At 64.3% G+C, this 26,542-nt stretch carries 28 protein-coding genes and 2 tRNA genes; 24 read left to right on the top strand and 6 right to left on the bottom strand.

Going from position 1 to position 26,542, the window contains the following annotated elements:
• Window positions 1-27: 27 nt before the first annotated feature.
• Window positions 28-2,058 carry a 3-hydroxyacyl-CoA dehydrogenase NAD-binding domain-containing protein gene (locus tag HMP09_RS05130; protein WP_176499477.1) on the bottom strand — a complete coding sequence of 677 codons (2,031 nt, stop codon included), beginning with the start codon at window positions 2,056-2,058 and terminating at the stop codon, window positions 28-30.
• A 97-nt stretch (window positions 2,059-2,155) separates the two neighbouring features.
• Window positions 2,156-3,376 carry a serine hydrolase domain-containing protein gene (locus HMP09_RS05125; RefSeq protein WP_176499476.1) on the bottom strand — a complete coding sequence of 407 codons (1,221 nt, stop codon included), beginning with the start codon at window positions 3,374-3,376 and terminating at the stop codon, window positions 2,156-2,158.
• A 193-nt stretch (window positions 3,377-3,569) separates the two neighbouring features.
• Here HMP09_RS05125 and HMP09_RS05120 point away from each other — a divergent pair, with 193 nt between their 5' ends.
• From HMP09_RS05120 to HMP09_RS05105, 4 genes are all read left to right on the top strand, one after another.
• Window positions 3,570-5,276, top strand: coding sequence for a class I adenylate-forming enzyme family protein (locus HMP09_RS05120; protein ID WP_176501585.1), 1,707 nt, complete (start codon window positions 3,570-3,572; stop codon window positions 5,274-5,276).
• A 475-nt stretch (window positions 5,277-5,751) separates the two neighbouring features.
• Window positions 5,752-6,900 (top strand): AI-2E family transporter, encoded by a 1,149-nt coding sequence (locus HMP09_RS05115; RefSeq protein WP_176501584.1) that lies wholly within the window; start codon window positions 5,752-5,754, stop codon window positions 6,898-6,900.
• A 54-nt stretch (window positions 6,901-6,954) separates the two neighbouring features.
• A tRNA-Asp gene (locus HMP09_RS05110) sits at window positions 6,955-7,031 on the top strand.
• Window positions 7,032-7,116: 85 nt separating this feature from the next.
• Window positions 7,117-7,193, top strand: a tRNA-Asp gene (locus tag HMP09_RS05105).
• A 239-nt stretch (window positions 7,194-7,432) separates the two neighbouring features.
• Here the strand turns inward: HMP09_RS05105 and HMP09_RS05100 are convergent.
• The 4 genes from HMP09_RS05100 to HMP09_RS05085 all read right to left on the bottom strand — a co-directional run bounded on the left by HMP09_RS05100 (window position 7,433) and on the right by HMP09_RS05085 (window position 8,927).
• The gene (locus tag HMP09_RS05100; protein WP_176499475.1) at window positions 7,433-7,633 is read right to left on the bottom strand and encodes a DUF2842 domain-containing protein; all 201 of its coding nucleotides are present in this window, start codon (window positions 7,631-7,633) and stop codon (window positions 7,433-7,435) included.
• Window positions 7,630-8,163 (bottom strand): 5-formyltetrahydrofolate cyclo-ligase, encoded by a 534-nt coding sequence (locus HMP09_RS05095; protein ID WP_176499474.1) that lies wholly within the window; start codon window positions 8,161-8,163, stop codon window positions 7,630-7,632. The genes HMP09_RS05100 and HMP09_RS05095 overlap by 4 nt, the downstream gene beginning before the upstream one ends.
• Before the next feature lie 207 nt (window positions 8,164-8,370).
• Window positions 8,371-8,679: a cell division protein ZapA gene (locus tag HMP09_RS05090; protein WP_176499473.1), complete on the bottom strand. Its 309-nt coding sequence runs from the start codon at window positions 8,677-8,679 to the stop codon at window positions 8,371-8,373.
• Window positions 8,679-8,927: a hypothetical protein gene (locus tag HMP09_RS05085; RefSeq protein WP_232090685.1), complete on the bottom strand. Its 249-nt coding sequence runs from the start codon at window positions 8,925-8,927 to the stop codon at window positions 8,679-8,681. The genes HMP09_RS05090 and HMP09_RS05085 overlap by 1 nt, the downstream gene beginning before the upstream one ends.
• Before the next feature lie 144 nt (window positions 8,928-9,071).
• Here HMP09_RS05085 and gap point away from each other — a divergent pair, with 144 nt between their 5' ends.
• The 20 genes from gap to nuoI all read left to right on the top strand — a co-directional run bounded on the left by gap (window position 9,072) and on the right by nuoI (window position 26,523).
• Window positions 9,072-10,082, top strand: coding sequence for a type I glyceraldehyde-3-phosphate dehydrogenase (gap, locus tag HMP09_RS05080; protein WP_176499472.1), 1,011 nt, complete (start codon window positions 9,072-9,074; stop codon window positions 10,080-10,082).
• A 132-nt stretch (window positions 10,083-10,214) separates the two neighbouring features.
• Complete coding sequence (locus HMP09_RS05075) at window positions 10,215-10,682, top strand: MOSC domain-containing protein (protein ID WP_197942482.1); 468 nt, start codon at window positions 10,215-10,217, stop codon at window positions 10,680-10,682.
• The gene (locus tag HMP09_RS05070; RefSeq protein WP_176499471.1) at window positions 10,679-11,869 is read left to right on the top strand and encodes a phosphoglycerate kinase; all 1,191 of its coding nucleotides are present in this window, start codon (window positions 10,679-10,681) and stop codon (window positions 11,867-11,869) included. Before HMP09_RS05075 ends, HMP09_RS05070 begins: the two co-directional genes overlap by 4 nt.
• 48 nt (window positions 11,870-11,917) lie before the next feature.
• Window positions 11,918-12,181, top strand: coding sequence for a type II toxin-antitoxin system RelB family antitoxin (gene relB, locus HMP09_RS05065; protein ID WP_176499470.1), 264 nt, complete (start codon window positions 11,918-11,920; stop codon window positions 12,179-12,181).
• Window positions 12,178-12,504 (top strand): type II toxin-antitoxin system PemK/MazF family toxin, encoded by a 327-nt coding sequence (locus HMP09_RS05060; RefSeq protein WP_176499469.1) that lies wholly within the window; start codon window positions 12,178-12,180, stop codon window positions 12,502-12,504. Before relB ends, HMP09_RS05060 begins: the two co-directional genes overlap by 4 nt.
• A gap of 20 nt (window positions 12,505-12,524) precedes the next feature.
• Window positions 12,525-13,445, top strand: a complete 921-nt coding sequence (locus HMP09_RS05055) for a class I fructose-bisphosphate aldolase (RefSeq protein WP_176499468.1) — start codon at window positions 12,525-12,527, stop codon at window positions 13,443-13,445.
• A gap of 75 nt (window positions 13,446-13,520) precedes the next feature.
• Window positions 13,521-14,210 carry a thiamine phosphate synthase gene (gene thiE, locus HMP09_RS05050; RefSeq protein ID WP_176499467.1) on the top strand — a complete coding sequence of 230 codons (690 nt, stop codon included), beginning with the start codon at window positions 13,521-13,523 and terminating at the stop codon, window positions 14,208-14,210.
• A gap of 64 nt (window positions 14,211-14,274) precedes the next feature.
• On the top strand, window positions 14,275-15,288 hold the full coding sequence (locus HMP09_RS05045) for a L,D-transpeptidase family protein (RefSeq protein ID WP_443026444.1): 1,014 nt from the start codon (window positions 14,275-14,277) through the stop codon (window positions 15,286-15,288).
• A gap of 4 nt (window positions 15,289-15,292) precedes the next feature.
• Window positions 15,293-15,898 carry a M23 family metallopeptidase gene (locus HMP09_RS05040; protein WP_176499466.1) on the top strand — a complete coding sequence of 202 codons (606 nt, stop codon included), beginning with the start codon at window positions 15,293-15,295 and terminating at the stop codon, window positions 15,896-15,898.
• 87 nt (window positions 15,899-15,985) lie between these two features.
• Complete coding sequence (gene efp / locus HMP09_RS05035) at window positions 15,986-16,549, top strand: elongation factor P (RefSeq protein ID WP_176499465.1); 564 nt, start codon at window positions 15,986-15,988, stop codon at window positions 16,547-16,549.
• A gap of 101 nt (window positions 16,550-16,650) precedes the next feature.
• On the top strand, window positions 16,651-17,463 hold the full coding sequence (locus HMP09_RS05030; RefSeq protein WP_176499464.1) for an inositol monophosphatase family protein: 813 nt from the start codon (window positions 16,651-16,653) through the stop codon (window positions 17,461-17,463).
• 566 nt (window positions 17,464-18,029) lie between these two features.
• Window positions 18,030-18,404 carry an NADH-quinone oxidoreductase subunit A gene (locus HMP09_RS05025; RefSeq protein ID WP_176499463.1) on the top strand — a complete coding sequence of 125 codons (375 nt, stop codon included), beginning with the start codon at window positions 18,030-18,032 and terminating at the stop codon, window positions 18,402-18,404.
• Window positions 18,395-18,958: a NuoB/complex I 20 kDa subunit family protein gene (locus HMP09_RS05020; protein ID WP_056478875.1), complete on the top strand. Its 564-nt coding sequence runs from the start codon at window positions 18,395-18,397 to the stop codon at window positions 18,956-18,958. The genes HMP09_RS05025 and HMP09_RS05020 overlap by 10 nt, the downstream gene beginning before the upstream one ends.
• Window positions 18,955-19,803, top strand: a complete 849-nt coding sequence (locus tag HMP09_RS05015; RefSeq protein WP_176499462.1) for an NADH-quinone oxidoreductase subunit C — start codon at window positions 18,955-18,957, stop codon at window positions 19,801-19,803. Before HMP09_RS05020 ends, HMP09_RS05015 begins: the two co-directional genes overlap by 4 nt.
• Window positions 19,804-19,805: 2 nt before the next feature.
• Complete coding sequence (locus HMP09_RS05010) at window positions 19,806-21,035, top strand: NADH-quinone oxidoreductase subunit D (RefSeq protein ID WP_443026461.1); 1,230 nt, start codon at window positions 19,806-19,808, stop codon at window positions 21,033-21,035.
• The gene (locus HMP09_RS05005) at window positions 21,035-21,703 is read left to right on the top strand and encodes a complex I 24 kDa subunit family protein (RefSeq protein ID WP_176499460.1); all 669 of its coding nucleotides are present in this window, start codon (window positions 21,035-21,037) and stop codon (window positions 21,701-21,703) included. Before HMP09_RS05010 ends, HMP09_RS05005 begins: the two co-directional genes overlap by 1 nt.
• The gene (nuoF, locus tag HMP09_RS05000) at window positions 21,703-23,004 is read left to right on the top strand and encodes an NADH-quinone oxidoreductase subunit NuoF (RefSeq protein WP_176499459.1); all 1,302 of its coding nucleotides are present in this window, start codon (window positions 21,703-21,705) and stop codon (window positions 23,002-23,004) included. Before HMP09_RS05005 ends, nuoF begins: the two co-directional genes overlap by 1 nt.
• Window positions 23,004-24,998, top strand: a complete 1,995-nt coding sequence (gene nuoG, locus HMP09_RS04995; RefSeq protein WP_176499458.1) for an NADH-quinone oxidoreductase subunit NuoG — start codon at window positions 23,004-23,006, stop codon at window positions 24,996-24,998. The genes nuoF and nuoG overlap by 1 nt, the downstream gene beginning before the upstream one ends.
• The gene (nuoH, locus tag HMP09_RS04990; RefSeq protein WP_176499457.1) at window positions 24,995-26,041 is read left to right on the top strand and encodes an NADH-quinone oxidoreductase subunit NuoH; all 1,047 of its coding nucleotides are present in this window, start codon (window positions 24,995-24,997) and stop codon (window positions 26,039-26,041) included. The genes nuoG and nuoH overlap by 4 nt, the downstream gene beginning before the upstream one ends.
• Window positions 26,038-26,523, top strand: coding sequence for an NADH-quinone oxidoreductase subunit NuoI (nuoI, locus tag HMP09_RS04985; RefSeq protein WP_176499456.1), 486 nt, complete (start codon window positions 26,038-26,040; stop codon window positions 26,521-26,523). The genes nuoH and nuoI overlap by 4 nt, the downstream gene beginning before the upstream one ends.
• Window positions 26,524-26,542 lie beyond the last annotated feature (19 nt).

The raw sequence follows: 26,542 nt of genomic DNA, 5'->3' as shown, positions 1-26,542 counted from the left end.
CTCCCCAGAGGGGAGAGGGGGCAGAAGTTACTTGATCTTTCCGCCGCTTGCCGCTGCATCCTTCAACGACTTGGCAACGGTGAAGCCGTATTTCTCCAGCCCGGCCACGACCTTCGGCAAGCCCTCGGACTGCGCCCAGAACATCGGACCGCCGCGGTACACAGGCCAGCCATAGCCATAGATCCAGACCACATCGACGTCCGACGCCCGCTGCGCCTTGCCCTCTTCGAGGATCAGCGCGCCTTCGTTGACCATCGTGTAGAGCGTCCGCACGACGATCTCCTCGTCGCTGATCTCTCGCGGCGTCACGCCCGACTTGGCGCGAAAATCGTCGATGATCTGCGTCACGCGCGCCGAGTTCGAGGGCGTCCGCTTCTCGTCATAGTCATAGAAGCCGGCCTTGGTCTTCTGGCCCCAGCGGTTTTCGGCGGCGAGCGCGTCGCGGATGTTCTCGATCCGGCTCGGGTCGCGGTGCCAGCCGATGTCGACGCCGGCGAGGTCGCTCATCTGGAACGGCCCCATCGGCATGCCGAACGCGACATGGACCTTGTCGATCTGCTCGGGGCTCGCGCCCTCCAGCAGCAGCTTGGTCGCCTCAACCTGGCGCGGCATCAGCATGCGGTTGCCGATGAAGCCGTAGGTGACGCCGGCCACGACCGCGACCTTCTTGATCTTCTTGGCGAGCGCCATGACGGTCGCCAGCACGTCGTCCGCGGTCTTGTCGCCGCGGACCACCTCCAGCAATTTCATCACGTTGGCGGGCGAGAAGAAGTGCATCCCGACGACGTCCTGCGGCCGCTTCGTGCAGGCGGCGATCGCGTCGATGTCGAGATAGGAGGTGTTCGACGCCAGGATAGCGCCGGGCTTGGCGATCGCGTCGAGCTTGGTGAAGATCTCCTTCTTCACCTCCATTGTCTCGTACACCGCCTCGATGATCAGGTCGCATTCGGCGAGATCGGCGAAGTCGAGCGTCGGCTTCAGCGCGCCCATCGCCTGCTCGACCTGCTCGGGCTTGATCCGGCCCTTGGCGGCGGTCGCCTCGTAATTCTTGCGCACCACGCCGGTGCCGCGGTCGAGCGCGTCCTGCTGCATCTCGACGATCGTGACGGGGATGCGGGCGGACAGGAAGTTCATCGAGATGCCGCCGCCCATCGTGCCGGCGCCGATCACGCCGACACGCTTGATCTCGCGCAGCCTGGTGTCGACGGGGACGTCATCGATCTTGGCGGCCTGGCGTTCGGCGAAGAAGATGTGGCGCTGCGCGGCGGACTGGTTGCCCATCATGAGCTTCATGAATTGCTGGCGCTCGAACGCGATGCCGTCTGCGAAGCTGGAGCCGTCCGAGGCTTTTTCGATGCAAGCAATGTTGGCAAGAGGCGCCTCGAAGCCACGGAAACGACGCGCGTTTTCCTTGTTGAACGCCGCGACCGCGTCGGGGTCGGCCTGTGCGGTCTTCTCGGATGCGCGGGGCAGGGGGCGCTTGGTCGCGATCTCGCGGGCGAAAGCGACGGCATCGGCTTCAAGCGAGTCCTCGCCGACGATCTTGTCGATCAGGCCGGCTTCGAGCGCCTTCTTCGCCGAGATCGGATCACCCTTCGCGGTCATCTCCAGCGCGAGTTTCACGCCCGCGATCCGCGGAATCCGCTGCGTTCCGCCGGCGCCGGGGAGCAGGCCGAGCTTCACTTCGGGGGTGCCGATCTTCGCGGACGGGACGGCGACGCGGTAATGGCAGCCGAGCGTGACTTCACATCCGCCGCCGAGCGCGGTGCCGTGGATCGCAGCGACCACTGGCTTCGACGAGGCCTCGATCATGTCGACGACGGTGGGCAGGCCGGGCTCGACCATCTCCTTGCCGAACTCGGTGATGTCGGCGCCCGCAAAGAACGTCCGCCCGTCGCAGCGGATCACCATCGCGGCGATGCTGTCGTCGGCGACGCCGTCCTTGATCGCGGCTTCGAGGCCCTGGCGGACCGCGGCACCGAGCGCGTTGACCGGCGGGTTGTTCGAGATGATCACGAGGACGTCGTCATGGCGTTCGGTGCGGATCGGGCTGGTCATAAATCTTCTCCTTGTTCTCCTGCGGAAGCAGGAGCCCAGGGCCACGTCGGCAGCCCTGTGTGATACTGGACTCCTGCGTGCGCAGGAGAACGGAAACTCAGGTCATCGCGGCGTAGATCATCGTCTTCAGTTCGCGACGGATGGGATAGAAACTGCTCGGCGAAAGCTGCGTCATGAACACCATCGACAGGCGCTCCACGGGGTCGACGAAGAACGCGGTCGAGAACATCCCGCCCCAGTAGAACTCGCCCTTCGACCCCGGCACCATCGTCTTCGCCACATCGTCCGTGATCGCAAATCCGAGCCCAAACCCGGTGCCCGCGTTCGACGCCTCGCTGAACAACGACTTCGACATCGACGCGAGATCGGATTTTCCGGGCAGGTGGTTCTGCGTCATCAGGTCGAGCGTCTTGCGCCCGAGGATGCGCGCGCCGTCGAGTTCGCCGCCGTTCAGCAGCATCGTGTTGAACCGGTGATAATCGAGCGCGGTCGAAACGAGGCCACCGCCGCCGGACACGAGCTTCGGCTGCCGGCTCCAAGCGCTTTCAGCACCGCGGTCGTACATGATGCGACCCTTACCGGGCGCGAGCGTGTAGCAATCGGTGAGACGGTCGAGCTTGTCGGTGGGAACCTGAAAGAAAGTATCGCCCATCTTCAACGGCGCGAAGATGCGCTTCTTGAAGAACTGGTCGAGCGGCAGGCCGGACACGCGCTGCACGACCGCGCCTAGAACGTCGGTCGCGACCGAATAATTCCACGCGGTACCCGGCGAGAACTCGAGCGGGATCTTTGCCAGCGCGCCGATGAAGCCGTCGAGATCATGACCGCCGTGCCAACTCTCGATCTTGCCTTCGCGGTAGGCGGCATCGACGTTCGAGCGGTTCTGGAAGCTGTATGTCAGCCCAGCGGTGTGACGCAGAAGGTCGATCATTCGCATCGGCTCGGCGGTCGGCCTGGTCACGAACGGCACGCCGCCGCCACCGCCGTCATAGACGCCGATGGCTTTGAACTCGGGCAGCACATGGTGGACCGGCGTATCGACCGCGACGAGGCCCTGCTCGACCAGCATCATGAACGCGACCGACGTAATCGGCTTGGTCATCGACGCGATCCGGAACAGCGATCCCTCGTCGACCGCCTTGCCGCCTTGGCGCGCCGCGCCCGCATGCGAGAAATGCACGATCTCGCCGTCGCGCGCGATCAGCAATTGTGCGTTCGGCAGCTTGCCCGAATCGACGTAGCGGGTCTTGAGCAGCGTATCGATCGCCGCCAATCGGCTTGCGTCGAAGCCCTGCGCGCCGGGCTCGGCGATTTTCATGATTCGATCGTTCCCACCATGACCCGCTCCATACCCCTAGTTCGAACTTGGTGCCTCTATTGCCTTGAGTGCGGCAGGAATCAACTATAACCTGTCTTCGAACAGGCGATAAGCCAAACCCGAAATTCAACTCTGGAGTCAACCGGTCTTGGCAAGCGAACCGATCATCGCACTCGATCCCTCCTGGCCGGCGATGTCGCTTGCCGAGGCCGAGCGTATGCTGACTGCGCCTGGCGCGAAGTTCGAGATGGAGACGCTGACGATCAACGGCATCGAGACTCGCATCTGGAAGAACGCGCCGCCGTCGCTGCGTTGGCTGGCCGAGGCGGCGCGCGCGCATGGCGATCGCGTGTTCACGGCCTATGAGGACGAGCGCGTCACCTACGAGGCGAATTATCGGGCAATTGCGACGCTGGCGCACCGGTTGCGAGCGCTGGGAATCGGCCCCGGCGACCGCGTTGCGCTGGCGATGCGCAACCTGCCCGAATGGCCGGTCGCGTTCTTCGCAGGCGCAAGCATCGGCGCGATCCTGGTGCCGCTCAACGCATGGTGGACCGGCGCGGAGATGGAATACGGCCTCGCCGATTCGGGCGCCCGCGTGCTGATCACCGACGACGAGCGGCATCATCGGCTGGAGGCGGCGTATGCGACGCTGCCGGGCCTGGAACACGTGTTCGTGGCGCGCGCTGCCGAACCGCTGACGGGGATTGCCACGCGGCTGGAGGACGTGGTCGGCACACCGCACGACTGGGCGGCGTTGCCCGATGTCGGCCTGCCCGAGGCGACGATCGCGCCCGACGACGATGCGACGATCTTCTACACCAGCGGCACCACCGGCGCACCGAAGGGTGCGCTCGGCACGCACCGCAACATGATGTCGAACATCCTGTCGGGCGGCTATTCGTCGGCGCGCTCGTTCCTGCGACGCGGCGAGGCACCGCCGGAGCCGACGCCGCGCGTAACGTTGACGGTGATCCCGCTGTTTCACGTCACCGCCTGCTCGGCGGGCATGATGGGCGTGATCGCAACTGGCAGCACGATGATCTTCATGCGAAAATGGGACACGATTCGGGCGATGGAGATCATCGAGCGCGAGAAGGTCAACGTCACCGGCGGCGTGCCAACGATCGCGTGGCAGCTGCTCGAACATCCCGACCGTGCGAAATACGACCTCTCGTCGATCGAATCGATCGCTTATGGCGGCGCGCCCGCGGCACCCGAGCTGGTGAAGCGGATCCATGCCGAGTTTGGCGCGATGCCCGGCAATGGCTGGGGCATGACCGAGACGATGGCGACCGTCACGCATCACGGCGGGGAGGATTATCTCAACCGGCCGACCAGCGCGGGGCCGCCGGTGGCGGCTGCCGACCTGAAGATCGTCGCGGACGACGGCGTGACCGAGATGCCGGTAGGCGAGGTCGGCGAACTCTGGGCGCGCGGGCCGATGATCGTGAAGGGCTATTGGAACAAGCCCGACGCGACGGCTGCGACCTTCGTCGATGGCTGGGTGCGCACCGGCGACCTCGCCCGCCTCGACGACGAAGGATTCTGCTACATCGTCGACCGCGCGAAGGACATGATCATCCGCGGCGGCGAGAACATCTACTCGAGCGAAGTGGAGAATGTCCTGTACGCCCACCCCGCGGTCACCGACGCCGCGCTTATCGGCATCCCGCACAGGATACTCGGTGAGGAGCCGGCGGCGGTCGTGCACCTGGCGCCTGGCGCGGTGACGACCGAGGCCGAACTGCAGGGCTGGGTCCGACAGCATCTGGCGGCCTTCAAGACTCCCGTCGCGGTCCGGTTTGTGCACGAGACTCTGCCGCGGAACGCGAACGGGAAAATCCTGAAAAAGGACTTGCAGGTACTGTTCGAGGATCCGGTCGGGATGACGGCGTAGAGTGGGTGCACCCTGGAACCGGTCGTCACTGACAATGATAGAACAAGGCATGTTTCCCCGCGAAGGCGGGGATCCAGACTGGGCTCCCGCCTTCCCGGGAGAACAAGGGATGGGGGCTGCCCCGGGTTGCGGACCGGTGCTGGTTCGAGCGGTTTAGGCACCGAACGGATCCGTGACGGCGATATTCTTTGACCCTATTCCAACATAGTTACCTGCTAATCGACCGACCTCGCTGCGGCTGGCCCGGTGCGATCCCCCGAACTGAAGATTTCTTTTGCGGAGGCGCGGACGTGCCCTTCGGCATGCTTGTCAGCGTGCCGCGATTACGGGATGGAGTGGCAAAGGAATTGCCATGACGGACGAGGGTCTTCGCCACGAAACGAACCAGCCGCCCGGCGGGGGCGGCGCCGTTGCGGAAGGTCCGCCGGCCGAAAGTGCGTTCGGGCTGCCGATCGCGGTCGGGGTCGAGGACGCGATGCGGATCGCGCAGCGCCGCGACCGGTTGCTGGCGGCGCTGACGCTGACGGCCGGGGTAGGGCTTATCCTCGCCATCCCGTTCGCGCTGAAATCGGGCGCCGAGTTCTTTCTTCCGCTCACGATTGCGCTCGTGATTTCGGTCGCGCTCGTGCCGGTGCTCGAATGGCTCGAGCGGCGTCACGTACCGTCGCCGCTGGCCGCGATCCTGTGCATTCTGGTGTTTTTGATCGCCGCGAACATCGCGATCGCCGCGATCCTCGTGCCCGCGACCGATTTCTTCCGCCTGCTGCCGACGCGGTTGGACCGGATCCAGAGCAATCTTGCACCGTTGCTCGATCTCTATTCGAGTCTCGAGAAATATGTGAACAAGACGCTGCGGCAGGTCGCGTCGACGCCGATCAAGCAGCCGGCGACCGCAGGTGTCGCGGCTCCAGGGTCGATCCTCGAAGTCGCTGCGACCTCCGCGCCGGCGGTGATCGTCCAGTTTCTGTTCGGCGTGCTGATCGTGTTCTTCTTCCTGTCGGGGTGGACGCGGATGCGGCGGGAGACGATCACCGGCCGGACCAGCTTCGATGGGGCGATGGCGACCGCGCGGGTGATCCAGGATATCGTCGACGACGTGTCCGCCTATCTGGGGACGATCACGCTCATCAACATCATGCTTGGGATTATCACGGGAACCGCCTTGTGGTTCATCGGCATGCCGTATCCGGCGATGTGGGGCGGGATCGTCGCGCTGCTCAACTACATTCCGTATTTCGGTCCGGTCATCGGCGCGTTCCTGCTCGCGTTGGGTGGCCTGATGACGTTCTCCGACATCTGGATGGCGATGCTGCCGCCGGCGCTGATGTACGGGCTCCATTTGGTCGAGGCGAACGCGATCACGCCGTTCGTGGTCGGACACCGGCTGACGATCAGCCCGCTGCTCATCCTGATCTCGCTAAGCTTCTGGGGATGGGTCTGGGGCACGTCGGGCGCCTTGCTGGCGGTGCCGCTGCTGATCATCATCCAGACGGTAGTAAAGGCGGCAGGCAAGCCCGATATCGCCGGTTTCCTGTTCGAGCACGGCACGCTGGTGCAGCCGAAGACCGGACGCAATCGCCGCCGCGGCGACCCGTCCGAGCCCCAGCGCGAAACTGGCGGATAATTGGGGTTGACGGTATCCGAACCCTCGCCTAGTTGCCGCCTCCACGCTGTTTCAGCGGGTGTAGCTCAGTTGGTTAGAGCGCCGGCCTGTCACGCCGGAGGTCGCGGGTTCGAGTCCCGTCACTCGCGCCATCGTTTCGATGGTTCGAGAGAGTGTTGAGGTTTTGACGAGCCTTCCGCTGTGGCCCACGGGTCGCTAGGGTTCGTCATTGGGAATGCGGGTGTAGCTCAGTTGGTTAGAGCGCCGGCCTGTCACGCCGGAGGTCGCGGGTTCGAGTCCCGTCACTCGCGCCACCCTGTAATGGGTGGCCGAGACCCTTTCCAGATTTAGTAGTGCTGCGAGCATTCCTCCCACATACTGTTCGTGCTGAGTAGAGACCGAGTAGCTCCGTCAGAAGCGTATCGAGGGCTCGTATCGAAGCATGGTCATCGCGCACCAACCTGTCCTTCGATACGCCCTCTCGATACGCCGCCTGCGGCGACTACTCGATGGCTACTCAGGACGAACGGAAGAGAGGCGGGCGGGTGCCTTGTTACCGCCCGATCTCCATCCACCGCAGTACCGGTTTCAACGGCGCGATCCAGATCAGGCCGGTGAACACGTAGAACACCAGCTGCGCGAGCCAGTGCCAGCCGCCGACAATGTTCGACAGGCTCACGATCGCCACGCACCACACGAGGATCAGAAGCAGGATGCCGAGCATCCCGACAGGCTTGCGCCAGGTTGGCATCATGGCGTGATCCATTCTCGTTCGGTGGCGATGGCGTGAAGCGGGACATCCCACGGGTCCGGGGCGAGGTTGTCGACCTGTTGTATCGACAATGCGATGCCGACGCGCCAGGCATTCGGGTGCGCCAGGAAGGCGCGGTCGTAATAGCCAGCGCCCTGGCCGATTCGGTTGCCATGGCGATCGAAGCCGACGAGCGGCGTCAGGATGATATCAGGCGCGAGCTCGGCCGCGTCCTCAGCCGGCTGATGCAGCCCGAACGGTCCCGCGATTAGCGCGGCCTCGGTAGCCCAGGAGAGGAACCGCATGGGTAGAGACCGACGGACCACATGGGGGAGGGCGATCACGCACCCGACGTCGACAGCGGCGCGCGCAAAGGGCGATGGATCGGCCTCTCCGCCGAACGGGACATAGGATGCCACGGTCAGTCCGGGCTTCAACGGTGTCAGAAACGCCGGCGGCACCGGGATCTCGACAGGCGGATACGCTTCCCGCGCAGCGCGGAGCGAGGCTCTCAATACGCTCTTGTCGGTCATGTGCGGGCGACCCAGTGATATCGGGGGCAAAATGGTGATGTGGCGGGCCCACCATGGCCGTGTGCCGGGTTATCCACTGACGCACGGTACGTCAGGTGGGGACCATGTGCTTCGGACCAGGATCCTAACAGGGACAGCCCCCTATGGATGATGAATAGCCTCAGGGATAATAAAGGCTCGTACCGGGCAGAACCCGCCACCGCCAATCTAGGCGTTCGGGGGGCTCAGCTCAAGGGCCTCCGCAAGGTCTTCGAGACGATCGGCGATCCGCGTCAGCGCGATCTCGCTAACTGCCGAGCCTTCGGGCGGCCGATGCGCGGCTTCGTCAAGGTCGTCGGCGAGCATCAGCGCGACGAACAGCATCGCGCGCTCGGCGCTCAGGCCGCCCGCTGCACGGTCCGCGATCGGCCAGCGTTCGGCGAGCATCGCGCCGAGCAAGCGGACGCGCGACTCCTCGCCATCGCGGCAGGCGACGGCATGCGGGCGGCCGCCGATATCGAGCATGACCTGGGCCATCAGTTGGGGCTCCCGCGTGTGATGACGTCGTCGAGCGCCGCGACGGCTTCGGCCATCCGCGCCTTGAGGGCCGCGTGGCGCTTGGCGAGCGCGTCGCCGCTGCGGGTGCGGGCGTTGATCGCGGCCTCGATCCGGATGATCGCGGCGTCGATCCGGTCGACCGCCGCCGTATCCGCGATCGTCTCTGGAGTCGTCTCTGGCGTCGGGGCGGACGCCCGATCCGATATCGTGTCTGGAGTATCTGGCATCCAGTCGAGATAGCATGGCCGGGGTGTGCGACAAGTCAGTTTCGCCGCGCCGATCCGCGATCCACGGTGTTGACAGGGCGCCCCACCGCCCCGCAAAGGCTGCGCGCCCGGAACGGACTCGCGGGTGCTAGCGGAGAGACAGCAATGACGGTCAAGGTTGCGATCAACGGTTTCGGGCGCATCGGCCGGCTCGTCGCCCGCGCGGTACTCGAACAGTCGAACGGCGCCCTCGAACTCGTCGCGATCAACGATCTCGGCGACGCCAAGTCGAACGCCTGGCTGTTCAAGCGCGACAGCGTCCATGGCAAATATCCGGGCGAGGTCTCGGCCGAGGGCAACGAGCTGGTCGTCGACGGCAAGCGCATCCGCGTCACCGCCGAGCGCGATCCCGCCAATCTGCCGCATGCCGAGCTGGGCGTCGATATCGTCCTCGAATGCACCGGCTTCTTCACCGACAAGGCGAGCTGCCAGAAGCATCTGGATGCGGGCGCGAAGAAGGTGCTGATCTCGGCGCCGGGCAAGGGCGTCGACCTGACCGTCGTCTACGGCGTCAACCACGACAAGCTGACCGCCGAGCACACGATCGTCTCGAACGCGTCGTGCACCACCAACTGCCTCGCGCCGGTCGCCAAGGTGCTGAACGATGCGATCGGCATCGAGCGCGGGCTGATGACGACTGTGCATGCGTACACCAACGACCAGAAGATCCTCGATCAGATCCACCCGGACCTGCGTCGCGCGCGTGCGGCCGCGATGTCGATGATCCCGACCACGACGGGCGCCGCGCGCGCCGTCGCCGAGGTGCTCCCCGAGTTGAAGGGCAAGCTCGACGGCTCGGCGATCCGCGTCCCCGTGCCCGACGTCTCGCTGATCGACCTGACCTTCACCCCGTCGCGCGACACGACGCGTGAAGAGGTGAACGCGGTGCTGAAGGCAGCATCCGAGAGCGGTCCGCTGGTCGGCGTGCTCGACTGGTCAGACGAGCCGCTCGTCTCGATCGATCTCCAGCATACCCCGGCGTCGTCGACGATCGACAGCCTGGAGACCGCGGTGATCGACGGCAAGCTCGTCCGCGTCGTCAGCTGGTACGATAACGAATGGGGCTTCTCGAACCGCATGGTCGATACCGCCACGGCGATGGCGAAGTTCATCTGAGCCTTCGATCTATGCTCCCCCTCTTCCGTTCGCTTCGAGCGCAGTCGAGAAGTCGCCTACCGTGACGGCTGGTGTCTCGACTGCGCTCGACACGAACGGGGAGGGGCGGTGGCCCAGGCCCAGGCCCAGGCGATGAAAATGGTTGGCACGATCGCCGGCATCGCCCGCCGTGCGCGCGCGAAGGGGCCAATGGAGGTCCTCGACCATGCCGGGATCACCGTTGAGTCCGGCCTCGACGGCGATTTTCGCGGTCGGGTGAAGCCCGGCGGCAAGGGGCGGCGGCAGGTCACGTTGCTTGAGCGCGGCGACTGGGCTGCGGCGATGGCGGAGGTCGGCGCCGATTTCCCCTGGCAAGACCGCCGCGCGAACCTCCTCGTCGACGGCTTCGACCTTCCCCAGATACCGGGCATGCGGCTCCGCATCGGTGCGGATGTGGTGCTCGAGATTACGCGCCACACCGACCCCTGCGACCGCATGGACGCGCTGGCGCCAGGATTGTTTGCCGCGCTCACGCCGGACTGGCGGGGCGGGGCCTGTGCCCGAGTTTTGATGGGCGGCGTCATTGCCGTCGGTGATGAGATCAGGATCGAAGAACCATGAGCAAGCCATTCAAGACGCTCGATGATATGGGCGAAGTCCGGGGCAAGCGCGTCCTCGTCCGCGAAGACCTCAACGTGCCGATGGCAGAGGGCCGGGTGACCGACGACACCCGCCTACGCGCGACCGTCGCGACCGTTGGCGAACTCTCCGACAAGGGCGCGATCGTCCTCGTCCTCGCGCATTTCGGCCGTCCCAAGGGCAAGCCGAGCCCCGACTTCTCGCTGTCGCAGGTCGTGAAGCCGTATAGCGAAGTGCTGGGTCGCGAAGTGCGGTACATCGACTGGGAAGGCGCCGAGGACTCGGTCGCGACGCTGGAGCCGGGTGATATCGCGGTGCTCGAGAACACGCGCTTCTTCGGTGGTGAAGAGACCAACGACGCGGCCGTCGTCGCTCGCTTTGCGAGCCTCGGTGATCTGTACGTCAACGATGCCTTCTCTGCGGCGCACCGTGCGCATGCGTCGACCGAGGGGCTCGCGCACGTCCTCCCGGCCTTTGCCGGTCGCGCGATGGAGGCCGAGCTCGATGCGCTCCAGAAGGCGCTGGGCTCCCCCGAGCATCCGGTCGCGGCCGTCGTCGGCGGTGCCAAGGTGTCTTCGAAGCTCGACGTGCTGCGGCATCTCGTCACCCGCGTCGATCATCTGATCATAGGCGGCGGCATGGCCAACACCTTCCTTGCTGCGCGTGGTGTCGATGTCGGTAGAAGCCTGTGCGAGCATGAGCTTGCGAGCGTTTGTGAAGAGATCATGGAAGTTGCGGACAAAGCCAACTGCACCGTTCACCTGCCGTACGACGTCGTGGTCGCCAAGGAGTTCAAGCCCAACCCCGTAACGCGGACCGTCAACGTGCATGAAGTCGCCGCCGACGAGATGATCCTCGACGTCGGCCCGGCCGCGGTCGAGTCGCTTGGCGACGTGCTCAAGAACTGCCGCACGCTCGTGTGGAACGGTCCGCTCGGCGCGTTCGAGACGCCGCCGTTCGACACGGCGACCGTTGCCCTCGCAAGGACCGCGGCGGCACTGACCGAGGGCGGCTCGCTCGTCTCGGTCGCAGGCGGCGGCGATACGGTCGCCGCACTCAACCATGCCGGTGTCGCGGACGCGTTCACCTTCGTGTCGACCGCGGGGGGCGCGTTCCTGGAATGGATGGAAGGCAAGGATCTTCCTGGGGTCGCCGCGCTCCACGGTTGAAACGCGCCGGCATCCGAGCTATGTTTAACATGTTAAACGGAGACTCGGATGCTCGGCGTCAGGCTCGATAGCGATTTGGAAGAGCGGCTTGCCGCAGTGGCGCGCACGCAGGGGCGCAGCAAGAGCGACATCGCGCGCGAAGCCGTGCGCCGGTATGTAGAGCGTCACGACGAGGCTTTCCTGGCGGAGGCCAAGCGGCAGTCATTACGGGCTGAGGCACGTGTTCGCACGAGCGACGACTGGGAGTGGGCCGATCTTGCCGCTGCCGAAGATTTACTTACCGATTTGCCCAAGAAGCACGCGGCAGAATGAAGCGCGGCGACATCGTATCGATGATCGGCCGTGGCGATTTTTCAAGCAAGACTCGCCCGGGCCTGATTGTACAAGCCAATGCGTTTAACGATTTCCATCCCGCCCTCACGATCTGTCCTATAACCAGCCATATTACCGGCGACGCGTTCTATCGGGTGGCGATCGCCGCCGAAGCTGAGAGCGGTTTGAACCGCGATAGCGAGGTCGAAGTCGATCGCCTGCAGGCGATCTGGCGTGAGCGGATCGGGCAGAGGATTGGCGCCGCCTCCAACGAAGTAATGTTTGCGGTCGATCAGGCACTTCGCCGTTGGCTAGCCCTTTGAAAATCAGAAAAGGATTTACCATGACCTCGACAATCACTCCGCAAATCAAGACTATTCTCGACAAGTATGAAGCTACCAGTTCGGCGGTGAAGGCGAACCTCGCGAGGATCCTGATGCAGGGCAAGCTCGGCGGCACCGGCAAGCTCGTCATCCTACCGGTCGATCAGGGCTTCGAGCATGGCCCGGCGCGCAGCTTCTCGGTCAACCCGGCGGCCTACGATCCGCATTACCACTATCAGCTCGCGATCGATGCGGGCCTCAGCGCCTATGCAGCCCCGCTCGGCATGCTCGAAGCGGGAGCGGATACGTTCGCTGGCCAAATCCCGACGATCCTGAAGTGCAACAGCTCTAACAGCTGGGCGACGACGATCGACCAGGCGGTGACTGCGACCGTGTCGGACGCGGTACGGCTTGGGTCGGCGGCGATCGGCTTCACGATCTATCCGGGTGCGGACCAGTTCTTCGACTTGGTCGAGGAAATCCGCGAGCTGAGCGAAGAGGCCAAGTCGGTCGGCATCGCGACGGTCATCTGGTCGTATCCGCGCGGTGGCGAGCTGACCAAGGACGGCGAGTTGGCGCTCGACGTCGGTGCCTATGCCGCGCACATGGCGGCGCTGCTCGGTGCGCACATCATCAAGACCAAACTGCCGACCGCGCATATCGAGCAGAAGGAAGCCAAGCCGCTATATGCCGGCACCGACTGGTCGAAGCAGTCGGACCGCGTGAAGCACGTCGTCCAGTCGAGCTTTGCCGGACGTCGCATCAACGTCTTCTCGGGCGGCGCGTCGAAGGGCGAGGACGCGATCTTCCAGGACGCACGCAACATTCGCGACGGTGGCGGCAACGGCTCGATCATCGGCCGCAACACCTTCCAGCGTCCGCGTGACGAGGCGCTGGCGATGCTCGACCGGATCATCCGCATCTACAAGAACGAGGAATAAGCTGCGGTCGGCCTGCGCGTCGTCCCGGTCCTGCGCTGGGGTGACGTGGCAGGCGCGAGCGGCTAGGGGGCGGATATGACCGAATTCGAAGATCCGCTGGGCCCGCTCGATCCCAATTTCGCCGAGAATTTCCGTCGCGACATGCGCCGGCCGGCCTGCCAGCTCTATTTGGTGTCGCCGCTCGACGTCGGCGGCGACTTCCCCGAACGTCTGGCACGAGCGCTCGACGCCGGCCCGGTTGCGGCGTTCCAGTTCCGGGTGAAGGACATCGACCAGCATGCCGCGGCCGCGCTCGGCGAGCCGTTGCGTGCGATCTGTGCCGAGCGCGACGTCGCGTTCATCGTCAACGACGATATCGGGCTCGCCAAGCGGCTTGATGCGGACGGCGTCCATCTTGGGCAGGACGATGGCGATCCGCGCGAGGCGCGGGCGCAACTCGGGCCCAACGCGCAGATCGGAGTCAGCTGTCACGGCAGCCGCCACCTGGCGATGGAAGCGGGCGAGGCCGGGGCCGACTATGCCGCGTTCGGCGCGTTCCATCCGACCACCACGAAGACCGTCGAGCATAGGGCCGAGCCGGTGATCCTGTCCTGGTGGTCAACGCTGTTCGAGATGCCGTGCGTCGCGATCGGCGGGATCAATCCGCAGAATGCCTTGCCGCTGGTGGCGGCCGGAGCGGACTTCATTGCCGTCTCGAGCGCCGTTTGGGCCGGTGACGAAGTCGCGGCGATCAAGGCGTTCGGCGAGGTTCTTGCGAAGCGTTGAGTCGTTGGAAACAACCGTCGTCCCGACCGTTTGATGCAGTAGCGTAACGGTTTGGGGTAATGGCATGACGGCATTTGCGATGAAGGCTTCGGTTTTGGCGGCCTGCCTGCTGGGTGTCACGTCGCCCGTTTTGGCGCAGGCGGCGCCAGCCAAATCCGTCCCGATCGACCGCAACGTGCTGCACGTCCAGGTGATCCTCGACCATCTCGGCTTCGGGCCGGGCGTGCTCGACGGCCGCGGCGGGCAGTCGCTGGTTGCTGCGCTAAAGGGATTCCAGGAGTCGAAGGGGTTGCCGGTCACCGGCAAACCGGACGCGCGGACGTTGCAGGCGCTGTATCCATACCGCGCCGCGCGGCCGACCGTAACGGTTGCGCTGACGCCGGAGATGCTGGCGGGGCCGTTCGTCAATCCGTTCCCGAAGGATCCCGCCAAACAGGCCGAACTCCCGTCGCTCGGCTACAAGACCGTCATGGAGAAGTTGGGCGAGATGTTCCACACGACGCCGGCGGTAATCGTGGCGCTGAATTCGCCGACGACGAAGCTGACTCCGGGCGCAAAGATCGTGGTGCCCGATGCGGTGCCGACCTCGCGCGCTTATGATCCGAAGCTGAAGCCCGACTGGATCGCGACGCTCACCACGCTCAACGTGGATGCGAAGCAGCCGCAGGCGGATCATATCGTCGTCGACAAGTCCGATGGCGTGCTCCGCGTGCTCGATGCCAACGACAAGCTGATCGCGCAGTTCTCCGCGACCATGGGCTCGAGCCACGATCCGCTGCCGCTTGGCACGTGGACGATCAAGGGGTCCGACTATAACCCCAAGTTCCACTTCAACCCGGCGCTCTTCTGGGATTCGAAGAAGGGGCAGCAGAAGGAAATGCTGCCGCCGGGGCCGAACGGTCCGGTCGGCGTCGTGTGGATGGACCTGTCGAAGGAGCATTACGGGATTCACGGGACGCCGAATCCCGAGACTATCGGGCGCGCGGAAAGCCATGGCTGCATTCGCCTGACCAACTGGGATGCGGCACGGCTGTCGATGATGATCAAGCCGGGGACCAAGGCCGTCTTCCAGGCCTGAGGCGATGACGCGGACGTTCTGGATCATTCTCGGGTTGATCGTGGTAGTGGTCGGCGCGTTCGCCTCGATGGTGTCGTTCGGCAGCAGCGGTAGCGGCATCGAGCGGCGCGTGCCTTGGCGCAAGCCAGCGCCTTTCGCCGAAGTCGCTGCCGATCCTGTGACGGCCGGCGCGCTGGCCGTGCCAGTGGCCGGCGTTTTGCGGAAGGCTATTGCGGACAGCTGGAACGATGCACGTGGCGGCGGTCTGCGCGGCCATCACGGGACGGACATTATGGCGGCGGGCGGAACGCCGGTCGTCGCGGCCGCGCCTGGGCGGATCGAGAAGCTCTTCCAGAGCGGGCTTGGCGGGATCACGCTCTACGTCCGCTCCCCCGATCGGCGGTGGACATATTATTATGCGCATCTCGCCGGGTACGCGGCCGGTATCCGCGAGGGTATGGCGGTTAAGGCGGGCGACACGCTCGGCTATGTCGGCGATACCGGTGATGCCGGGGCGGGCAATTACCACCTGCATTTCGGGTTGACCAAGATGCAGCCGGGCGAGCGCTGGTGGCAGGGCGAGAATGTGAACCCGTACCCACTGCTTGCCGGACGCGAGCGCGCCCGCTAAAGCCCGCCGCTTCAGGTTTCCGCAGAGCCACGCCTCCACGGCGATGCTTTGCGGACGGCCCCTAGCTCTTTCCAGCAGGAATCGGTCATGAAGATCAACGCGGTCGAGATTCGTCCCGGCAACATCCTCGAATATGAGGGCGGCATCTGGCGCGCCGTCAAGATTCAGCACACCCAGCCCGGCAAGGGCGGTGCATATATGCAGGTCGAGATGAAGAACCTCATCGACGGCCGCAAGAACAACGTCCGTTTCCGCTCCGCCGAGAGCGTCGAGAAGGTGCGGCTCGAGACCGTCGACTTCCAGTTCCTGTTCCGCGAAGGCGATATGCTCACCTTCATGGACAAGATCAACTACGAGCAGATCTCGCTCGATGCCGATATCCTGGGCGACGCCGCCGCGTTCCTGCAGGACGGCATGGACGTGGTGATGGAGCTCTGGGAAGAGCGGCCGATCTCGGTCCAGCTGCCCGACACGATCGAGGCGATGATCGTCGAGGCGGATGCCGTCGTGAAGGGCCAGACCGCGTCGTCGTCGTACAAGCCCGCAGTGCTCGAGAACGGCGTCCGCGTGATGGTCCCGCCGCATATCGGTGCGGGCACGCGGATCGTGGTCGACGTGTACGAGCAGACCTATGTAAGACGCGCGGACTAACCGTCGCGATTTGAAGAAGGGTGAGTGCTGGCTGCGTTATCGCGCCACTTTCCTGGGAACACCAACCCGCCCTCTTCCAAGTGGAGAGGTGGAGATTTTTAATGCCCAGCCATTCCGGCATCATGACCGTCATCGAGCGCGCTGCCCGCAAGGCCGCGCCGCGCCTGCGTCGCGACTTCAACGAGGTCCAGCAGCTCCAGGTGAGCCGCAAGGGTCCGGCCGACTTCGTCAGCCAAGCCGACCAGCGTGCCGAGCAGACGATCTTCGAAGAGTTGAGCCACGCGCGTCCCGACTGGGGCATGCTGATGGAGGAGCGCGGCGAGGTCGAGGGTGATCCGAACAAGCCACGCTTCATCGTAGATCCCTTGGATGGCACGTCGAACTTCCTGCACGGCATCCCGCATTTCTGCATCTCGATCGCAGTCGAGGAGCCGCTGCCGAACGGCAAGCGCGAGGTGACGACCGCGCTCGTCTATCAGCCGCTGACCGACGAGAGCTTCTGGGCCGAGAAGGGCCGGGGCGCGTGGCTCACCGACCAGCGTCTTCGCGTGTCGTCGCGTCGCGACCTGTCCGAATCGCTGATCGCCACGGGGATCCCGTTCCTCGGGCATGGCGACTTTGCGCAGTGGAGCCGGATCTTCGGCGCGGTCGCGCCTGAGGTTGCGGGGATCCGGCGGCTTGGCGCGGCAGCGCTCGATCTGGCCTGGCTGGCTGCTGGCCGGTTCGACGGGTTCTGGGAATCGAACCTGAAGCCTTGGGATGTTGCAGCGGGGATGCTGCTGGTGAAGGAAGCCGGCGGTTTCGTCACCGACTTCCGTGGTGGTGATCGGGCCATGGAGCGCAACGAGTTCCTTGCGGCGAACGATGCGCTGCACTCGCGGCTGCATAAGCTGGTCGCCGGCGCGCTGCGCTAACGCCTGACGATCGTGACGGTGGTATCCAGGGCGGATCGGAACGCTTCCTCCGTCATCCTGACGAAAGTCAGGGTCTAGGGTTTCAGACGGTAACCCTGTTGGCTCTGGATCCTGACTTTCGTCAGGATGACGGGGAATAGAGCGTCCTCGTATCTTCCCCCGCAAGGTGGACAGGCGTTCACCTGACAGAGGGCGTAACTAGCCAACGTCTGTTCCGTGTCCGCCCCGTCCGTCGTCGTTGGCGACATCTCCCCCTGGCGGGGGAGGATTGTGAGATCGGGCACGATCTGCCCCATTCCGCCGCGCCTAACTCATTTCGACACCCGTTGCGTATTCTCTCCGACGGCTGGCTGCTGGCGTCGGGGCTCCAGGTACTACTTCGTGGTGACGGTGCGTTGTGCCCATTCAGCAAGCGTTGGCGGTAGCAAGCAGGCACGCCGGGTAACGCATGTTTCCACTAACCCAGTCCCTCCACTTGCGAGTGATTCTCACACCCTCCACGCCTTGCCCATCACCCCCCATCGGCCTAAAGCGGCCCCGTTCCGTTCGCACTTGCGAGAAGCAATTTGGTCGACCTGTCGCACTATCTTCCGATCCTCCTGTTCCTCGGGATCGCCATCGCGTTGTCGAGCACGTTCGTGTTCCTGCCGATGGCCGTCTCGCGGCTGACCGGATCGCATAAGCCCACGCCTGAAAAGCTCAGCGAATATGAGTGCGGCTTTCCCGCATTCGAAGATCCGCGCAGCCAGTTCGACGTGCGCTTCTACCTGATCGCCATCCTCTTCATCATCTTCGATCTCGAGGCGGCGTTCCTGTATCCCTGGGCCGTCTCGGTCTTCACGCTCGGCTGGACCGCGTGGATTTCGATGATGGTCTTTATCGGCGAACTGGCCCTCGGCCTCGCCTATGCATGGAAGAAGGGAGCACTCGATTGGGAGTAGAGCTCACGCCCCAAAATGGTTTGCTGGCACCCGCCGGCGGTGGCGCCATCGTGCCGCCCGACCAGGGGTTTTTCGACGGCCTCAACGGTGAACTGACCGACAAGGGTTTTCTGGTCACCTCGACCGAGGAATTGTTTCAGTGGGCCCGTACCGGCTCGCTGTGGTGGATGACGTTCGGGCTCGCCTGCTGCGCGGTCGAGATGATCCACGTCAACATGCCGCGCTACGATCTCGAGCGGTTCGGCGCCGCACCGCGCGCCAGCCCGCGCCAGTCGGACGTGATGATCGTCGCGGGGACGCTGTGCAACAAGATGGCACCGGCACTGCGCAAGGTCTACGACCAGATGTCGGAGCCGAAATACGTGATCTCGATGGGATCGTGCGCGAACGGCGGCGGCTATTATCATTATAGCTACAGCGTCGTGCGTGGCTGTGATCGGATCGTGCCGGTGGATATCTATGTCCCCGGTTGCCCGCCGACCGCGGAAGCGTTGCTCTACGGCATCATGCAGTTGCAGCGTAAGATCCGGCGGTCCGGGAGCATCGAACGGTGAGGGCACCCGCACCAGCTTATGCGTCGAACGACGGTGTGATCGACGCGGCACGCGCTGCGCTTGGCGGCATGCTGCTCGACGCGGTCGACCATGTCGGCGAGGTCGCGTTGCACGTTCGCCGCGAGGATCTGTATGATGCGATGATCGCGCTGCGCGATACGCCCGGGCTTGCCTATCAGCAGCTCATGGAGATCGCCGGCGTGGATTATCCGGATCGCACAGAGCGGTTCGAGGTGGTCTATTGCATGCTGTCGCTGACGCGGAATCACCGGTTGCGTGTGAACGTCGCGACCGACGAGGAAAAGCCGGTGCCGTCGGTGACGGGCATCTGGCCGGTCGCGGGTTGGCTCGAGCGCGAAGTATATGACATGTACGGCGTGCTGTTCAGCGGTAACCCGGACCTGCGTCGCATCCTGACCGATTACGGCTTTCGCGGCCATCCGCAGCGCAAGGACTTCCCGCTGACGGGCTTTGTCGAGCTGCGCTATTCGGAAGAGGCGAAGCGCGTCGTGTACGAGCCGGTGCAGCTGGCACAGGATTTCCGCACGTTCGACTTCATGTCCCCCTGGGAGGGCGCGGAGTATGTTCTGCCGGGTGACGAGAAGGGTGCGTTGCCGCAGGCGAAGGGCGCACAGACGCCGTTGTCGGCCGACGCGATCGCCAAAGCGGACGCTGCACAGACGCCGACCAAGGTGCCGACCGCGCCCAGCGAGCCCTATGCCAAGAAGGACGTTCAGCACACCGGGCAAAGCGGTGCTGGCGAGCCCGATCCGGGCAACCAAAAGCGGGACAAGCCCGTGGAGTCGGATGTCATTCCGACCAAGGGCGGAGGACAGAACCAGTGAGTCTGTATGTCGAAGAGCTTCTCGGTGAAGCCGACGCTGCCGATCCGACGACCGGCGACGTCACGATCCAGAACTACACGATCAATTTCGGTCCGCAGCATCCCGCGGCGCACGGTGTGTTGCGCCTTGTCATGGAGCTCGATGGCGAGATCGTCGAGCGGGTCGATCCGCATGTCGGGCTGCTTCACCGCGGCACCGAGAAGCTGATCGAGTACAAGACGTACACGCAGGCGCTGCCGTATTTCGATCGCCTCGATTACTGCTCGCCGCTGTGTATGGAGCATAGCTGGGTCTTGGCGGTCGAGAAGCTACTCGACCTCGAAGTGCCGGAGCGCGCGCAGTATTTGCGGGTGTTCTTCGCCGAGCTGACGCGCATCTCGAACCACATGTTGAACCTCGGCAGCCACGTCATGGACGTCGGCGCGATGACGCCCAACCTGTGGCTGTTCGAGATCCGCGAAGACTGCATGAACTTCTTCGAGCGCGTATCTGGCGCGCGCATGCATTCCAACTATTTCCGTCCCGGTGGCGTGCACCAGGATGCGCCGCTCAAGCTGCTCGCCGATATCGGCGACTGGCTCGACACGCGCCTGCCGCGGCTGTTCGAGGACGCGATCTCGCTGGTCGCGGACAACCGCATCTTCAAGCAGCGCAACGTCGACATCGCGGTCGTGAGCCGTGACGACGCGATCAAATGGGGCTTCTCCGGCCCGATGATCCGTGGTTCAGGCATCGCCTGGGATCTGCGCAAGTCGCAGCCCTACGATGTGTACGCCAAGATGGACTTCGAGGTGCCGGTCGGCACGCGCGGCGATTGCTATGACCGGTTCATGGTGCGCGTCGAGGAAGTGCGTCAGTCCGCGCGGATCATGAAGCAGTGCCTGCGCGAGATGCCGGAAGGGCCGATCGCGTCGCTCGATCGCAAGGTCGTGCCGCCCAAGCGTGCCGAGATGAAGCAGTCGATGGAAGCGCTGATCCATCACTTCAAGCTTTACACCGAGGGCTTCCATGTGCCCGCCGGCGATGTCTATGTCGCGACCGAGAGCCCCAAGGGCGAGTTCGGCGTGTATCTGGTCGCTGACGGCAGCAACAAGCCGTATCGCTGCAAGATCCGGCCGACCGCGTTCTCACATCTGCAGGCATTCGACTTCATGGCGAAGGGCCACATGCTGGCGGATACGACCGCGATCCTCGGCGCGATGGATATCGTTTTTGGTGAGTGTGACCGCTAATGGCTGAAGCTCCGAAAATTCCCGACGAGGCCGAGACCCGCGCACGCTGGGGCTCGTTCGCGTGGACGGACGAAAACCAGGTGAAGGCGAACGAAATCCTCGGTCGCTACCCGAAGGGTCGCGAACAGTCGGCGTCGATCCCGTTCCTTGACCTCGCCCAGCGCCAGGTCGGTGCGGAAACGCAGACGCAGGGCTGGTTGCCGGTGCCGGTGATCGAGTTCGTCGCGCGGGCGATCGGTGTGCCGTATATGCGCGTGTACGAGGTCGTGACCTTCTACACGATGTTCAATCTGGCGCCGGTCGGTCGCTTCCATGTGCAGGTCTGCGGCACGACGCCGTGCATGCTGCGCGGGTCGGACGACGTTCTGGCGGCGTGCAAGAACCGCGGTCTGGTCAAGGGCGGTACGACGCCGGACGGCATGTTCACGCTGACTGAGGTCGAGTGCCTCGGCACGTGCGCGAATGCGCCGATGGTTCAGATCAACGATGATAATTTCGAAGATCTCGATTACGACAAGACGACCGAGATCCTCGAGGCGCTGGCCAATGGCGGGCACCCGACACCGGGTCCGCAATTCGGTCGGCGTGCGAGCTGCCCCGAAGGCGGCCCGACTTCGCTGAAGGCGATGGTCGACGCGAACCACGATTACCGGGGGGAGTGGGCCTGATGCTCGCCGACAAGGACCGCATCTTCACCAATCTCTACGGTTTCCAGCCGTGGAATGTCGACGCAGCGATCATGCGCGGCGATTGGGACAATACCAAGGACCTGATGGCGCTAGGCCAGGACGCGATCATCGACGTGATGAAGGCGTCGGGTCTGCGTGGCCGCGGCGGGGCAGGGTTCCCGACCGGCACGAAATGGTCGTTCATGCCCAAGGAGCCGAAGCCCGACCGGCCGAACTTCCTCGTCATCAACGCCGATGAATCCGAGCCTGGCAGCTGCAAGGATCGCGAGATCATCCGCCACGATCCGCACAAGCTGATCGAGGGTGCGCTAATCGCCGGGTTCGCGATGCGCGCGCGCGCCGCGTATATCTACATTCGCGGCGAATATATCCGGGAGGCCGAGACGCTCTTCGCAGCGGTCGCCGAGGCGTATGATCGCGGCTTCATCGGCAAGAATGCGTGCGGGTCGGGTTACGACTTCGACGTGTTCGTGCACCGGGGTGCCGGCGCGTATATCTGCGGCGAAGAGACCGCGATGCTCGAAAGCCTCGAGGGGAAGAAGGGCCAGCCGCGGCTGAAGCCGCCATTCCCGGCAGGTGCCGGGCTCTATGGCTGCCCGACGACGGTCAACAACGTGGAGTCGATCGCCGTCGCGCCGACGATCCTGCGGCGTGGTGCGGCGTGGTTCTCCAGCTTCGGCGCGGAGAACAACCGCGGTACGAAGCTGTTCCAGATCAGCGGCCATGTTAACAAGCCGTGCGTCGTCGAGGAAGAGATGAGCATCTCGTTCCGCGACCTGATCGAGACGCATTGCGGTGGCATTCGTGGCGGCTGGGACAATCTGCTCGCGGTGATCCCGGGCGGCTCGTCCGTGCCGCTGGTGCCCGCCGCGCAGATCATGGACTGCGCGATGGATTTCGACGGCCTGAAGGCGGTCGGCTCGGGCCTCGGCACCGCGGCGATCATCGTCATGGACAAGTCGACCGACATCGTCCGCGCGATCAGCCGCATCTCGTATTTCTACAAGCATGAGAGCTGCGGCCAGTGCACGCCGTGCCGCGAGGGCACCGGCTGGATGTGGCGCGTGATGGAGCGGATGCGGACCGGCGACGCCGAACTGTCCGAGATCGACATGCTCCAGCAGGTCACCAAGCAGGTCGAGGGTCACTCGATCTGCGCGCTCGGCGACGCCGCAGCGTGGCCGATCCAGGGACTGATCAAGCATTTCCGCCCCGAGATGGAACGCCGTATCCGTGAGCGTGGTGGCGACACCGCGCCGATGATGGAAGCCGCAGAGTAATGCCCTTAGTCAAAGTCGATGGCGTAGAGATCGAGGTGCCGCAGGGTGCCACCGTGCTGCAGGCGTGCGAGCTTGCCGGCAAGGAGATCCCGCGTTTCTGTTATCATGAGCGCCTGAGCATCGCCGGCAATTGCCGGATGTGCCTGGTCGAGGTGAAGCCTGGTCCGCCCAAGCCGCAGGCGTCGTGCGCACTGCCGGCGGCGGACAAGCAGGAGATCTTCACCAACTCGCCGATGGTCAAGAATGCCCGCGAGGGCATCATGGAGTTCCTGCTGATCAACCATCCGCTCGATTGCCCGATCTGCGATCAGGGCGGCGAGTGCGATCTTCAGGACCAGTCGGTCGCCTATGGCCGCGGCCATTCGCGCTATGACGAGAACAAGCGCGCGGTCACCGAGAAATATATGGGTCCGATCGTGAAGACGGTGATGACCCGCTGCATCCAGTGCACGCGCTGCATCCGGTTCGCCGAGGAAGTGTCCGGCGTCGAGGAGATCGGTGCGATCTTCCGCGGCGAGGACATGCAGATCACCTCGTATCTCGAAAATGCGGTCAAGAGCGAGCTGAGCGGCAACGTCGTCGATCTGTGCCCGGTGGGTGCGCTGACGTCGAAGCCGTACGCGTTCGAGGCTCGGCCTTGGGAGTTGCGCAAGACTCTGACGATCGACGTGATGGACGCGGTCGGCACCAACATCCGGCTCGACAGCCGTGGTCGCCAGGTGCTGCGTTGCGTGCCGCGGATCAACGAGGACGTGAACGAGGAGTGGGCGACCGACAAGACGCGCCACGCGATCGACGGTCTCGTGCGCCGTCGTCTCGACAAGCCCTATGTCCGCGTGAACGGCAAGCTCGTCCCCGCGACGTGGGATGAGGCTTTTGCGGCGATCAAGGCGGTGGACGCTGGCGCCAGCGTCGCTGCGGTTGCCGGCGATCTCGTCGATTGCGAGACGATGTATGCCGCGAAGGCGCTGCTCGCGAAGATGGGCTCGACGATGCTCGAAGGCCGCCAGACCGGCATGGCCTATGACACGTCGAGCATCGCCGCGGTGAATTTCAACACGACGATCGCCGGCACCGAACGTGCCGACGCGATCCTGCTGGTGGGCACCAACCTGCGCTGGGAAGCGCCGCTGGTGAACACGCGGGTGCGCAAGGCGATCAAGAGGGGCGCGAAGGTCTTCGCGATCGGGCCGGAGACGGACCTGACGTACAAGGCCGAGTGGCTCGGCGACGATTTGGCGCTGCTCGGTAAGCTGCCCGAGGCGGTGACTGAGGCTTTCGCGAAAGCGGAGCGCCCGATGGTGATCGTCGGTGGCGGCGCGCTGAAGGGTGGCCATGCGGCTGCACTGAAGCTCGTCGACACGCTGGGTCTCGTGAAGGCGGATTGGAACGGCTTCAATGTCGTTCACATGGCGGCCTCGCGGATGGGCGGGCTGATGCTCGGCTATGCACAGACGGGCGGGATCGCCGACGTGATGGGGGCGAAGCTCGGCTTCTTCCTCGGCGCGGACGAGGTGGATTTCAGTCAGTTCGCGGGCTTCAAGGTGTTCGTGGGGCATCACGGCGACAAGGGTGCCGCGGCTGCCGACGTCATCCTGCCGGGTGTCACCTATGCCGAGAAGTCGGGGACGTGGGTCAATCTCGAAGGTCGCGTTCAGCGCGGCGAGCGTGCGGTGTTCGCCCCCGGCGATGCGCGCGACGACTGGTCGATCTTCCGCGCGCTGTCCGACACGCTCGGCCACACGCTGCCGTTCGACAGTTTCGAGGGGCTTCGTGAAGAGATGTACACGGCCGTTCCTGCGCTGCGTCATCAGGCGCTGGCGACGTTCGACTGGTCCGTGCCGTCGCTCGACGGTGAAGGGCAGGGCGTTCTCGCCGGCTATCCGATCAAGGACTTCTACCTGACCAACGCGATCTGCCGCGCATCGCCGACGATGCAGCGCTGCTCGGCTGAACTTCTCCACGGGGAAGACTTTGCGGAGGCGGCCGAATGATCTCCTGGTTCGAATCCTCGCTCGGCTATAACTGGGCGTATTTCGTCGCGACGATCATCGACATCCTCGTGATCGCCCTGCCGCTGATGCTGGCGGTCGCGATGATCATCTATGCCGATCGTAAGATCTGGGCGGCGATGGCGCTGCGTCGCGGCCCCAATGTCGTCGGTCCGTTCGGCCTGCTGCAGAGCTTTGCCGACGGTCTGAAGGTGTTCCTGCAGGAGACGATCGTTCCTGCAGCCGCCAACCGTACCCTGTTCCTGCTGGCACCGATCATCACCTTCACGGTCGCGCTGATCGTGTGGGCGGTGGTGCCGTTTGGCGTCGGCGTCGTCCTCGCGGACATCAATGTCGGGCTGCTCTACGTGCTCGCGGCGTCGTCGCTTGGCGTATACGGGATCATCCTGTCGGGCTGGGCGTCGAACTCGAAATATCCGTTCTACTCGGCGCTTCGTGCCGCCGCGCAGATGGTGTCGTATGAAGTCGCGATCGGCTTCATCCTGATCTCGGTCGTGCTGTGGACTGGCAGCTTCAACCTTTCGGCGATCGTGATGGCGCAGAAGTCGCACGTCTGGTTCTTTAACGGGTATATCCTGAATCCGCTGATGTTCCCGATGGCGGTGATGTTCTTCATCTCGTCACTGGCCGAAACGCAGCGCGCACCGTTCGATCTGACCGAGGCGGAGAGCGAGCTCGTCGCCGGGTATCAGACCGAATATTCGTCGATGTCGTTCGCGCTGTTCTGGCTCGGCGAATACGCCAACGTGCTGCTGATGTGCGCGCTCAACGCGACGTTGTTCTGGGGCGGCTGGCTGCCCCCGGTCGACTGGGCGCCGCTCTATTACGTGCCGGGGATCATCTGGCTGTTCGCCAAGATCCTGTTCTTCTTCTTCCTATTCAGCTGGGTGAAGGCGACCGTGCCGCGCTATCGCTACGATCAGCTGATGCGGCTCGGCTGGAAGATTTTCCTGCCCGTCTCGCTGTTCTGGGTTTTCCTCGTGTCGGGCGTGTTGATGCTGATGCGTGTTGGAGTGGGTTCATGAGCGTCGCTCAGATCATCAAGTCGTTTACCCTGTGGGAATTCGTGAAGGCGCACGCGTTGACGCTTCGCTATTTCTTCAAGGAGAAAGCGACGATCAACTATCCGTACGAGCGCAACCCGGTGTCGCCGCGGTTCCGGGGCGAGCATGCGCTGCGTCGCTATCCCAATGGCGAAGAGCGGTGCATCGCGTGCAAGCTGTGCGAGGCGGTTTGCCCCGCCCAGGCGATCACGATCGAGGCCGAGCCACGCGACGACGGTTCGCGCCGGACGACGCGCTACGACATCGACATGACCAAGTGCATCTTCTGCGGCCTGTGCGCCGAGGCGTGCCCGGTCGATGCGATCGTCGAGGGGCCGAACTATGAATTTTCGACCGAGACGCGCGAAGAGCTGATCTACGACAAGTCGAAATTGCTCGATAATGGCGACCGTTGGGAAAGCGCGATCGCGGCGAACCTTGCCGCCGATGCGCCGTACCGTTAAGCGCGCCGGACGATGATAC

It is taken from the genome of Sphingomonas sp. HMP9 (assembly GCF_013374115.1).
GTDB lineage: Bacteria > Pseudomonadota > Alphaproteobacteria > Sphingomonadales > Sphingomonadaceae > Sphingomonas.
This window is presented reverse-complemented; position numbering and strand designations above follow the sequence as displayed.